Annotated in this window: 12 protein-coding genes; all 12 read left to right on the forward strand. The window is 29.3% G+C overall.

Annotation, left to right across the window (positions count from 1 at the left end; all coding sequences use genetic code 11):
- The 12 genes from QU666_RS01545 to QU666_RS01600 all read left to right on the forward strand — a co-directional run bounded on the left by QU666_RS01545 (position 1) and on the right by QU666_RS01600 (position 12,080).
- A complete protein-coding gene (locus QU666_RS01545; protein WP_021768766.1) occupies positions 1–1,872 on the forward strand; it encodes a ribonuclease J in 1,872 nt (623 codons plus the stop codon).
- A gap of 1 nt (position 1,873) precedes the next feature.
- Positions 1,874–2,206: a ribosome assembly RNA-binding protein YhbY gene (gene yhbY, locus QU666_RS01550; protein WP_021768767.1), complete on the forward strand. Its 333-nt coding sequence runs from the start codon at positions 1,874–1,876 to the stop codon at positions 2,204–2,206.
- A gap of 39 nt (positions 2,207–2,245) precedes the next feature.
- Positions 2,246–2,707, forward strand: a complete 462-nt coding sequence (locus tag QU666_RS01555) for a divergent PAP2 family protein (protein WP_021768768.1) — start codon at positions 2,246–2,248, stop codon at positions 2,705–2,707.
- A gap of 216 nt (positions 2,708–2,923) precedes the next feature.
- Positions 2,924–3,661, forward strand: a complete 738-nt coding sequence (locus tag QU666_RS01560) for a TlyA family RNA methyltransferase (protein ID WP_021768769.1) — start codon at positions 2,924–2,926, stop codon at positions 3,659–3,661.
- A 253-nt stretch (positions 3,662–3,914) separates the two neighbouring features.
- A complete protein-coding gene (locus QU666_RS01565; RefSeq protein ID WP_021768770.1) occupies positions 3,915–5,231 on the forward strand; it encodes a S41 family peptidase in 1,317 nt (438 codons plus the stop codon).
- Positions 5,232–5,275: 44 nt separating this feature from the next.
- A complete protein-coding gene (rsmI, locus tag QU666_RS01570) occupies positions 5,276–5,965 on the forward strand; it encodes a 16S rRNA (cytidine(1402)-2'-O)-methyltransferase (RefSeq protein WP_021768771.1) in 690 nt (229 codons plus the stop codon).
- 462 nt (positions 5,966–6,427) lie between these two features.
- The gene (locus QU666_RS01575) at positions 6,428–6,598 is read left to right on the forward strand and encodes a hypothetical protein (protein WP_021768772.1); all 171 of its coding nucleotides are present in this window, start codon (positions 6,428–6,430) and stop codon (positions 6,596–6,598) included.
- A gap of 206 nt (positions 6,599–6,804) precedes the next feature.
- Positions 6,805–7,680: a ribosome biogenesis GTPase YlqF gene (gene ylqF / locus QU666_RS01580; protein ID WP_021768773.1), complete on the forward strand. Its 876-nt coding sequence runs from the start codon at positions 6,805–6,807 to the stop codon at positions 7,678–7,680.
- A gap of 76 nt (positions 7,681–7,756) precedes the next feature.
- The gene (locus QU666_RS01585) at positions 7,757–9,013 is read left to right on the forward strand and encodes a glycosyltransferase family 4 protein (RefSeq protein ID WP_021768774.1); all 1,257 of its coding nucleotides are present in this window, start codon (positions 7,757–7,759) and stop codon (positions 9,011–9,013) included.
- Positions 8,907–9,950: a glycosyltransferase family 4 protein gene (locus QU666_RS01590; RefSeq protein WP_232218414.1), complete on the forward strand. Its 1,044-nt coding sequence runs from the start codon at positions 8,907–8,909 to the stop codon at positions 9,948–9,950. Before QU666_RS01585 ends, QU666_RS01590 begins: the two co-directional genes overlap by 107 nt.
- 404 nt (positions 9,951–10,354) lie before the next feature.
- Entirely contained in the window at positions 10,355–11,164 is an 810-nt protein-coding gene (gene uppS, locus QU666_RS01595; protein WP_021768776.1) for a polyprenyl diphosphate synthase, read from the forward strand.
- The gene (locus QU666_RS01600; RefSeq protein WP_021768777.1) at positions 11,154–12,080 is read left to right on the forward strand and encodes a phosphatidate cytidylyltransferase; all 927 of its coding nucleotides are present in this window, start codon (positions 11,154–11,156) and stop codon (positions 12,078–12,080) included. Before uppS ends, QU666_RS01600 begins: the two co-directional genes overlap by 11 nt.
- Positions 12,081–12,300: the final 220 nt, after the last annotated feature.

Consider the following 12,300-nt stretch of genomic DNA (forward strand, 5'->3'; position numbering starts at 1 on the left):
ATGTCAGAAAAAGAAAAAAATGAGTTTGGAAATCAAACTTTTAAAAGAAACTTTTCTAAAAAAGAAGATATTAATAAAATAAAATCTGGAATGAAAAGATTTAGAAGAAAAAACACGAATCGAAGACATTTAGATGAAAAAAATGAAGTACGTTATATTCCAAGAGTAAATGACAGGAATAGACATATAGACAAGGAAGTGGATGGAAAAGAAGAAAAGATGTATGTAATTCCGCTTGGAGGTATTGAGGAAGTTGGGAAAAATATGACAGCTTTTCAATATAAAGATGAAATTATTGTAGTGGATGCAGGACTTACTTTCCCAGAAGATGAACATTTGGGAATAGATGTTATAATTCCAGATTTTTCATATTTAGAATCAAACAGACATAAAATAAAAGGTTTACTTTTGACACATGGACATGAAGATCATATAGGAGCAATCCCTTATTTTTACCAAAAATTAGGGACAGAAAATATACCAATGTATGGTGGAAGACTGACACTTGCTCTTGCAAAAGCAAAATTTGAGAAAAAAGATGCAAAATTACCAAAAGAAAAAGTAATTAGTGGGAGAACGATCTTAAAAGTCTCAAAATATTTTACAGTTGAATTTATAAGTGTGACACACAGTATCGCAGACTGTTATGCAATTTGTATAAAGACTCCGGCAGCAACAATTTTACATTCTGGAGATTTTAAGGTAGACTTAACGCCTGTTGACGGAGAAGGATTTGATTTTGGAAGATTGGCTCAGCTAGGTGAAGAAGGTGTAGATTTATTGCTGTCAGATAGTACAAATGCACAAATTCCTGGATTTACACCATCAGAAAGAACAGTTGGTGAAAGCTTGAAAGATGAATTTGCAAAGGCTAATGGAAGAATTATTTTAGCTGCATTTGCTTCACATGTACATAGATTACAGCAAATTGTAAATATTGCATTAAAACATGGAAGAAAAATTGCAATTGATGGAAGAAGCATGGTAAAAATCTTTGAAATTTGTTCAAATCTTGGATATTTGAAAATACCAAAAGATATAATGATTGATATTGATAAAGTTGAAACTTATCCAGCAAATAAAGTACTTATCTTGTGTACTGGAACACAGGGAGAACCGCTTGCAGCTCTTTCAAGAATTGCAAATGGAACACATAAGCATATTTCTTTAAGAGAAGGAGATACAGTTGTAATTTCGGCAACACCTATTCCTGGAAATGAAAAAGCGGCAACTAAAAATATAAATCAGCTTATGAAACGTAATGCAGATGTTGTATTTGAAAAAGGAATCGGAATTCATGTATCAGGACATGGATGCCAGGAAGAACAGAAACTTATGTTAAATCTAGTAAAACCTAAATTTTTCCTTCCTGTGCATGGAGAATATGCAATGATAAAAAAACATAAGGAACTGGCAATGGCTGTTGGAGTACCTGAAAAAAATGTTATTTTGTCAGAAAATGGTGCAAAATTAGAATTATCTAAGAGTCAATTTAGAAACGTTGGAAAGGTACCTAGTGGTGCAACATTTATTGATGGATTTGGAATCGGAGATATTGGAAATGCTGTGTTGAAAGATAGACAAAATTTGGCAGATGATGGAATAGTAATCATTTCAATTTCTCAATATAAAAATGGGAAATTTAATAAACAAGTTGAGCTTGTAACACGAGGTTTTGTGTATAATAAAGATGCAGAAAGTTTATTGTCTGAAACAAAAGAACTAGTTAAGATGGAACTTAGCAGTATGGAAAATGAAGGAATAAAAGAGATTGGTAAGATTAAACAGAGAATAAGAGCAAAAATAGGAGAGTTCCTAAATAAAGAAACAGATAGAGAGCCTATTATTTTACCAATTATAATGGAGGTTTAGAATGATACAGCTTTCAAGTAAAGAGAGAGCTTTTTTAAAGAAATTAGCACATAATCTGGATCCAATTGTAAGAATTGGGAAAGATGGAATTGATGAAAATGTATTAAAATCAATTTCTGAAGTTGTGAAAAAAAGAGAATTGATAAAGGTAAAAATCTTGCAAAATTCATCAGTTGAATTTGACAGGGAAATGGCAACTGAAATTGCTCAAAAAACAAAATCAGTATTTGTAGATAAAATAGGAAGTGTGTTAATATTTTTCAAGCCTAAAACTACAAAGGATGCAAAAATTACGCCTGAATTTAATGAATTTAGAAAAAGTAAAAAAAAATAAAAAGTAAATTTTTTAAGGAAAATAGAGAGGAAAAAGTAAATGAGTGGAGGAATACTGTTTGGAAATAGACTTCTTGATGTTGCGGCGATTTCATGCTTTTCAGCACAGTTTTACAAAGTTTTTTTTCCTGTATTCAAGGGACAGAAACCCCAGTGGGCAAGACTTATCCAGACAGGTGGAATGCCAAGTTCCCACGCCTCAACGGTTGTTTCCCTTGTGACAGGTGTATTTTTACTAAAAGGATTTAGTTCAATTGAATTTGCAATTTCTATGGTATTTGCAGGAATTGTACTATACGATGCAACAGGAGTAAGACAGCAGGCTGGGAAACATGCAAGAGCTTTAAATACATTGGTGCAAGCTATTGAACATCATGAAGGTATAGAAATAATTAATGAAAAATTTAAAGAGCTTCTTGGACATACGCCAGTAGAAGTATTTTGGGGAAGTATTCTTGGAATTGTTATAGGGCTTTTATTCAAAGGATATATATTAGGGTAAAAAAATTTGGAATAAATCGCAGTTATATTGGCTGTGATTTTTTCTTTTTCTTTTTACTTAAAAATTTGAAAAATGCCTTAAAATGTGGTAAAATGAATAAGTTTATAAATTATTTTTTATAAATATGATTTTAGTAATAAAAAATAAATAGAAAAATAAGGGATATGATTTATTATAAGTTATCTTTTATTTATAAAAAACTGGAAAGAGAAAACGATGAAAAAAAGACTGGATTTAATCCTAGTAGAACGAGAGTTTTTTGAAACAAGAGAAAAAGCTAAACGTGAAATAATGGTTGGAAACGTTATTGTAAATGAGCAAGTTGTAACAAAAGCTGGAACAATGTTTAAGGACAATGATGATCTTAATATTCGTATTAAAGACAAATTAAAATATGTTAGCCGTGGTGGTCTAAAGCTGGAAAAAGCAATAAAGACTTGGGATTTGAATTTTAAAGATAAATTGGTACTTGATATTGGAGCATCTACTGGCGGATTTACAGATTGTGCATTGCAAAATGGAGCAAAATGTGTATACAGTGTTGATGTTGGAAAAAATCAGCTTGATTGGAAACTTAGAAATGATGAAAGAGTTGTATCAATTGAGGAAATGCACATAAAGGATTTGAAGGAAAAGGATATTGGGGATGAAAAAGTTGACTACATTGTAATTGATGTTTCTTTTATTTCTTTAACAAAAGTTATTCCATATTTTGAAAAATTTCTTGCAAAAAATGCAAAAATTGTAATGTTAGTTAAGCCACAATTTGAAGTTGGAAGGGAAAAGATTGGTAAAAATGGTGTTGTAGAAAATGAAGAATATCATGATGAAGCCATAAAAAAAATAATTTCTTTTTCAAAGGAATGTGGATATGAACTGATTGGTGTAGAAGATTCACCAATAAAAGGAGCAAAAGGTAATAAGGAATTTTTAATGTTGCTAACATTTTCATAAAAATAAATAGTTCAAATTTCTAAAAAAATAAAACTAAATTAATTTTGAAGTTTGGTAGTATAATTTTAATTTTTATATTTAGTTTTAAAACAGTTTTATCATAACAAAATATTTAAAAGAGTTAATTTAAATATAATAGCTAATTGTAAAGTCTGTTTTTGAAAAATGGCAATTACAAATTAATTAAATAGTAATGTTAATCTAGATTTTAGATTTTTACATTTAGTTATTTTAAGTATATTTAGGAGGAAAAATGAAAAGAAACAAAATCGTACAGGCAGTATTGGGATTAGTGTTAGTGAGTATGCCTTTATTTGCGGCAACTACTATAATAAAAACATCAAGAAATGACAAAAATACAAGTGCTGGATATTCCAAAGATGCAACAGAATTAAACAGAATTGTGGATGTAATAAATATTATTGAAAATAATTATGTTGGAAAGGAAGAAACTCCAAGTAAAAAGGAACTTTATGAAGGAGCAGTGGCAGGAGTTGTAAACAGACTTAAAGATCCTTATTCAGAATATTTGACTAAAGCTGATTTAGCAGATTTTTCTGAGGATATGGAAGGTGAATATGTTGGAGTTGGAATGAGTATCAGTAAGAAAAAAGGAGAATTTCTTGAAGTTATTTCACCATTTATCGGAAGTCCAGCTGAAAAAGTCGGAATAAAAATAAAAGATAAAATTATAAAAGTTGATGGGAAAGATATTTTGCCACTTACAGCAAATGAAACTGTAAAACTTCTGAAAGGTAAAGAAGGAACAAAAGTTGATGTCGAAGTAGTTAGGGAAGGTAAAAAGGAACCAATGAAATTTACATTGACAAGAGCTAAAATTAAACTGGAAATGGTTGAAAGCAAAATGCTTGAAAATAACATTGGTTACGTGAGTCTTTTAAGATTTGGAAATCACGTTGGAGCAGAAGTTGAAAAAGCTATTAAAGATTTACAAGCTAAAGGAATGAAAGGATTAATATTAGATTTACGTTCTAATCCAGGAGGTTCGCTACAAGAAGCACAAGATATTTCTTCACTTTTTGTAAAAGAAGATTTAATTGTTTACTTAAAATATAAAAATGGACAACAGAGAAATTATAACAGAACTTCAAAAAACCTAGGGAACTTTCCGTTAATTGTATTGACAAATAAAGCAAGTGCAAGTGCTTCTGAGATTGTAACAGGTGCAATTAAAGATTACAAACGTGGTACAATCATCGGAGAAAAAACATTTGGAAAAGGAATTGTTCAGCAAGTTATACCTTTGAGAACAGAGGATGCCATAAAACTTACTATTGCCCAATACTTTACACCAAAAGGGAACTACATTCATGAAAAGGGAATTGAGCCTGATATAGAAGTAAAAATGGAAGAACTGCTTGCATTAAAAGGGTATGCAAACGACAGCGAACAAGCTAGAAAAAATAGAGAAAAAGAAATAGAAGATATTATTATAAAAGATAAAGGTAAAGAAGAAGCAGCTAAAATTATTTCAGCTGGAGACGTTCAGTTAAAAAGAGCAATTGAAGAAATGAATAAAAAAATAAGTGGAACAGGAAAAAGAAAATAACCATTATCAAAATTAATAAAAGAAATTAAAATTAGGAGAAATATATGTTTTATGTTGTTGGTACGCCAATTGGAAATTTAGAAGACATAACTTTTAGAGCAATAAAAGTTTTGAAGGAAGTTGATTATATTTTTGCAGAAGATACAAGAGTAACTAAAAAACTTCTTTCCCATTATGAAATAGAAAAAACGGTGTACCAGTATCATGAACATAACAAGCTTCATCAAATTACAAATATCATTAATCTTCTAAAAGATGAAAAAAAAATTGCACTTGTAACAGATGCTGGAACGCCGTGTATTTCAGATCCAGGCTTTGAACTAGTAAATGAAATTTTAAAAGCTGGAATAAAAGTCGTTGGAATACCAGGAGCTTCATCAATTGTTACAGGTGCAAGTATTTCAGGGCTGGATATGCGAAGAATGGCATACGAAGGCTTTTTACCAAAGAAAAAAGGTAGACAGACACTTTTCAATAAATTAAAGGAAGAAGAGCGTACAATCGTAATTTTAGAATCCCCCAACAGAATTTTAAAAACTTTAAAAGATATAAAAGAATATCTGGGAGAACGTTACGTTGTAATTACAAGAGAACTTACCAAAATTTATGAAGAAATAATCCGTGGAAATGTTTCTGAAATTATAGAAAAGCTTGAAGAAAAGCCAATTAAGGGAGAAATTGTTTTATTTATAAGGGCTATAAATGATGATGGTATTTATTTAAAAAATCAATAAAAATATATTTTTTAATGATTTGTTGTTAATAAATATTTTTTTCTATAATTTATATGTTTTTTCTTTTTTATAAAGCAAAGGGGAACAGTCACCATCCCCTTTGCAAACCCGGCTTGTCTAAGAATTTTTTTGAAATAAAATTGAAACTCGCTTTTTAATAAAAGTTATTATAAATTCTTAAACCAATTATAATTTAAAAGTTTAGAAAAAGCTCAAACAATCAATTTCATTCCAAAAAAATCACGACATTTTAAATTTGTTTATAATAATCATTTTAATTAAAATAAAAATGAAGAAACGATTATTAAATAAATTAAACATAGGCTATATGATGTATTACGATGAATTTATTAAAAATTTTTTTAATTAAAGGATAAAACTTAATATTTTTCAATAATTAAAACATAATTTTCACTTTTTAAACAGAATCTAGTATAAATTAATCTGTCGGAGCATTTTTCTGTGCTGGCAAAACTGTCTGAGCATAGCGAGTTTTTTGTCAGTGCAGAAAAATGTCGTAGACTAGCCATAGGTACAGGATTTGCGGCAATGAGCAATCCTGTGAAAATAAAAAAGAAAAAACATAGTAATATAATAAAATATTTATTAATCAAAATATCCAAAAAACAATAAAAAATAATTTAATTGAATAATTATAAATTAACCTTCAAACAACCCTATTATAAAATTTATTCCTATTTTTAAATCGGGTTTAGTATTAGTTGAATGAATGGATAGAAAAATTTAATAATATTGAGTTTTTATCTTTAATTTTAAAATTAATCTTAATTTTAGGATTAAAAATAAAAATTTAGAGAGAAAATGGAGAGAATGAAAGAATGAATATAAACTGGTATCCGGGGCATATGAAAAAAACAAAGGATTTAATTGTCGAAAATCTCAAAATAATTGATATTGTGATTGAGATTTTGGATGCAAGAATTCCGATTTCTAGTAAAAATCCAGATATTTCAAAGCTGGCAAACAATAAGAAAAAGATTATTGTACTGAATAAGGTTGATTTAATTGACAATAAGGAATTGAAGGTTTGGGAAGATTATTTTCTGGAAAATAATTTTTCTGATTATTTTGTAGCTTTGAGTGTGGAAAAAGGGACTAATTTTAATGAACTGCGAAAAATTACAGATAAGATTTATGCAGAAAAATTGGAAAAAATGAAAAAAAAAGGGCTTCGTAAAACTGAAGTAAGAGCCATGATTGTTGGGATTCCTAATGTTGGGAAGTCTAAATTTATTAATAAATTTGTGAATAAAAATAAGGCAAGAGTGGGTAATACACCAGGATTTACACGTGGAAAGCAATGGATAAAAATTGATGAGAAATTAGAGTTGCTAGATACGCCAGGAGTTTTATGGCCAAAGTTTGAAGATGATGAAGTGGCTTATAATTTAGCAATTACTGGTTCAATAAAGGATAATGTATTGCAGCTAGAACAAGTTGCTATGAAGTTTTTGGATAAATTAAAGGATTTGGGGAAAATTCAAAATCTAGTAAAAGTGTATAATCTGGAAGAATATACAACTGATGAGGAAATTTTTACAATGGAAAATCATAAGATACTGGAAATTTTGGAAAAGAGATTAGGAGTATCTAAAAATGATGAACATAACTATGAGATTATTTCGAGAAGATTATTGAGAGATTATAGAATGGGGAAAATTGGAAAATTCTTTTTAGAAATTCCTAAAAATTAGAATAAGATCATGAAAATTATCAAAGGGAAGAAATAGAATTTGAAAGAGGGTTTTGCTATAGAAGGAGAAGTGTAAAATGAGAATAGGAATATTTACAGATACATACAGACCTCAGGTAAATGGGGTTGTGAGTTCGATTATGACGCTTGAAAAGGAGCTTAGAAAGTTGGGGCATAAGGTGTATATTATTACTACAACTGATCCTGATGCACCTCAAGTCGAGCCAAATGTTTTACGAATACCAAGTATGGAATTCAAGCCGTTGCCTCAGTATCGGCTAGGAATGATATATTCTTCAAAAATAATAAAAAAAATAAAAAGACTGGAGTTAGATATTATTCATTCCCAGACAGAATGGGGTGTAGGGACATTTTCAAGATTTGCTGCGGTTAATTTGGAAATACCGCTTGTTCATACATACCATACACTATATGAATATTACACACATTATATTTTTGGTTCAAGATTTGTTTCGGCTGGTAAAAAGATTGCGGCTGCGATTAGTAAGTTTTATTGTGAAAAATGTAATGCTCTAATTGTACCTACACGAAAAGTTGAAGATATTTTGTATTCTTATGGCGTTGATCAGACAATGAATATTATTCCAACTGGATTAGAATTGGATAAATTTTATCGTGGAAATTATTCTGATGAAGATTTGGAATTTATGAGAGAAAATTTTGGAATAGAGAAAAGTGATTTTCTTTGTGTATATATTGGTCGGATTGCCGAAGAGAAAAGTATTGATTTGTTAATTGATATGTTTTCTAAAATTAAGGATGAAAACTTTAAGTTTATGATTGTTGGGCGTGGGAGAATTTTGGCTGACTTGAAGAAACAAGCTGAAGATCTTGGTATTTCAGATAGAGTTATTTTTACTGGGGAAGTTCCGCATGACAAAGTTGCAGCTTATTATCAGATGGGAGATGTATTTCTAAATGCAAGTATATCGGAAACACAAGGGCTTACATTTGTAGAAGCAATGGCTGCTAAAACTCCTGTTGTGGCAAGATATGACTTGAATTTAGAAGACTTGCTTGTAAAAAATGAGGCGGGGCTTGTTTACAAAACTGAAGAAGAATTTATTAATTCTATAATGCTTTTAAAAGAAGATAAGGAATTTAGAGAAAAAATTATTGAAAATGCTTTTGTCGCTTCACAGGATTATACAGCACAAAAATTTGGTGAAAGAGTGGAAGAAGTTTACAAAAAAACAATAGAGGAGTATGATAGTCGTGAAAGTTTTACTATATTCAGAGGGGAAAAGTTCCTTCAGCAAATCCGGCGTTGGACAAGCCTTAAATCATCAGGTAGAAGCCCTTGGAGCAAATAATATTGAAGTTACGCAGGATCCTGAAGATGATTATGATTTGGCACATATAAATACTGTTGCGTTAAAATCTTATGAAGTGTTGAAACAGGCAAAGAAAAAAGGAAAACCTGTAATTTATCACACACATACAACTTATGAAGATTTTCGTGGAAGTATAAAGGGAAGTTATGTCCTGTCGCCAATTATAAAATTCTGGACAAAGAAATTATACAATGAAGCAGATTATTTAATTTCTCCGTCAGAATACACTAAGAACTTGATAAAATCAAAATATTTGGAAAAGGACAAAGAAATTAGGGTAATTTCAAACGGTGTAAACATAAATAAATTTAATAAAAATGAAGTTTTAAAAGAAAAATTTTTAAATGAATACAAATCAGTGTATGACATAAATAAACCCTTAATTATAACAGCTGGACTGCCTTTTGAGAGAAAAGGGATAAAAGATTTTGTAAAAGTGGCACAGGAATGCAGCGATTATCAATTTCTTTGGTTTGGTTCGTCAAGCGTAAAATCAATGCTTCCTGACAAAATCCAGAAAATTATTGAAAATCCTCCAAAAAATTTAATTTTTCCAGGATATGTCGATAAAGATATTTTAATTGGAGCATTTAGTGCTGCAAAAGCCTTTTTATTTATGACTTATGAAGAAAATGAAGGAATTGTGGTGCTGGAATCACTTTCCGCTAAATTACCATTAGTAGTAAGGGATATTCCTGTCTATAATGATTGGCTGGAAGATGGAAAAAATTGTTTTAAGGCTAGAAATAATGAGGAATTTTGCCAAAAAATAAGAGATATTGTGGAAAACAATGTGGAAAATTTGGATGAAATTACAGAAGCTGGTTATAATATTGCAAAAGAACGCGATTTACTAAATGTGGGGAAAAAATATAAGGAATATTACGAGTACATATTAAATCAAAAAAATAAATAACTTTTCATAAAAAGAAAAGCAAATAATTTCAATAAATTAATAAGAGAAAACCATCGATATAAAATTAAAAAATGGTTTTCTCTTTGATATATACTCGAACCCGTTTAAAATAGAAATGTTAAAAATTTAAAAATCTAGGGTTTGAGTAAAATAGTCATAGCTTTTGAGTTTAATTTTAAGGCAGTTTTACTATACATTTCAATTTCTATTTAATCATTTCTACTTATTAGATATTTAAAAAACAACTATTAATCTTTTTCTACATGGCGAGAATAATAATCAATTTTTTATATTTATTTTTTATATAATAATTTTACAAATACCTTGAAAAATAATGATTTGGCTGTTATAATTATAGCAATAATATTTTTGAAAAAATGTAAAAAATATCTTGAGAGGGATGTATGGATAGAGATGAATTGGTGATTCCTAAGCATATTGCTATTATTATGGATGGAAATGGGCGTTGGGCTAAGGAGCGTGGAAAAATTCGGCTGGAAGGTCATAGGGCAGGAGCTAACAGTCTTGAAAAAATATTGAAGTATGCAGGAGATATTGGTGTAAAATATTTAACTGTGTATGCATTTTCTACTGAAAATTGGAAAAGACCTGAAAAGGAAGTAAAAGGACTTATGGACTTGTTTGCAAAATATCTCGATAAAGAAAAGAAAAATTTGAAAAAACAAGGTGTAAGATTGCTTGTTACAGGGTCAAAGGAAAATATTTCACAAAAATTATTAAAGAAAATTGAAGAAACCGAAAATTATTTGGCAGATTGTGAAAAGATTGTTTTTAATATAGCGTTTAATTATGGTGGACGGCGTGAAATTGTTGACGCTGTAAATAAAATTTTGGAAACTAAACTTTTGAATGAAATAAGTGGAGTAGTGTCTGAACAGTTTAATAATGAAAATAATGGATTGAACGTTACGGAAAAAGTGGTGAATGGATTTGCAAATAAAAAAGAAAATTTGAAGATTACTGAAGAAGAATTTTCTAAATTTATGTATCGTCCAGAAATTCCAGATCCAGAGCTTGTAATTAGAACAAGTGGAGAATTTAGAATAAGTAATTTTCTGCTTTGGGAAGTTGCCTATTCAGAGTTTTACATAACAGACGTTTATTGGCCTGATTTTGATGAAAATGAATTAGATAAAGCTATTTTATCCTTTAATAAAAGGGATAGAAGATACGGAGGACTGAATGTTAAGTAGATTATTTATTATTTTGTTATTTGTACCTTTCCTTTTATGGATATTTTTAAAGGGAAATGTGATGTTTCTAGTATTTACACTTGTAATAACTGGAATGTCACTATTTGAATTTTATAAAATGTTAAAGGATAAAGGCTTTGAGGTTGCAAGCAGGATTGGAATGGGACTTGGTCTGTTTTTACCTCTAGCAATATATTTTCAGGAAAATTCAAAAAATATATTTTCATATTTTAAATTTGCTTTTTTTAAACAAATTAACTTTGATATGGGTGGATTTATTGTATTTGCAATAATGTTACTGGCTTTAAGGCAGGTTTTAAAGGTAAAAATTCAAAATGCAATGGCAGAAATTTCCTACACGTTGTTTGGAATAATCTATGTTTCATATTTATTTTCACATATTTTGCTTATAAAATATGAATTTCCAAATGGGAATATTTTAGTTGTAATGACATTTATGCTAATTTGGGCATGTGATATTTCTGCTTACCTTGTTGGAATGGCAATTGGTGGAAAAATATTTAAGCATAGGCTTGCACCAAAAATCAGTCCGAAAAAATCAATTGAAGGTGCGATAGCAGGAATTTTGGGAGTATTTTTAGTAATTTTATTTTTTGATAAAATATATTTATTTATAGCAAATTTTGTATGTGGAATCTCCTTTTTGTCTTCAAACTGTTCAGTAAATTATGATTATGTGGCGATTAGTGGAGGAAAAGCCTTTATTTTAGCACTTGCAATAGGAATTTTTGCAGAATTAGGAGATTTAGTGGAATCTAAGATAAAAAGAGAACTTGAAGTAAAGGATTCTGGGAATTTGCTTTTGGGACATGGTGGATTTTTAGATAGATTTGACAGTGCGTTGTTCGTATTGCCAATCGTATATTATTTTATGAAATACGTAGCATATTTATAAAAGTTAAGTGTAACTTTAAAACCGTTACAGAAATTTTTATTTCCAAAAAATCACGACAATTTTTAGTTTAATTATAATACCTTTGCGTTAAAAAACTAATGTAATAAAAATAATTAAAGAAATAGATATTAATCAAAATTAGAATATTTAAGGATAAAGTTATAAAATCAAGTTATTGAATGGATAAAAAAATAAAACATAAGAAGGAGAAAAAATAAAA

This window comes from Leptotrichia sp. HMT-225, assembly GCF_030644325.1.
GTDB classification, from domain to species: domain Bacteria; phylum Fusobacteriota; class Fusobacteriia; order Fusobacteriales; family Leptotrichiaceae; genus Leptotrichia; species Leptotrichia massiliensis.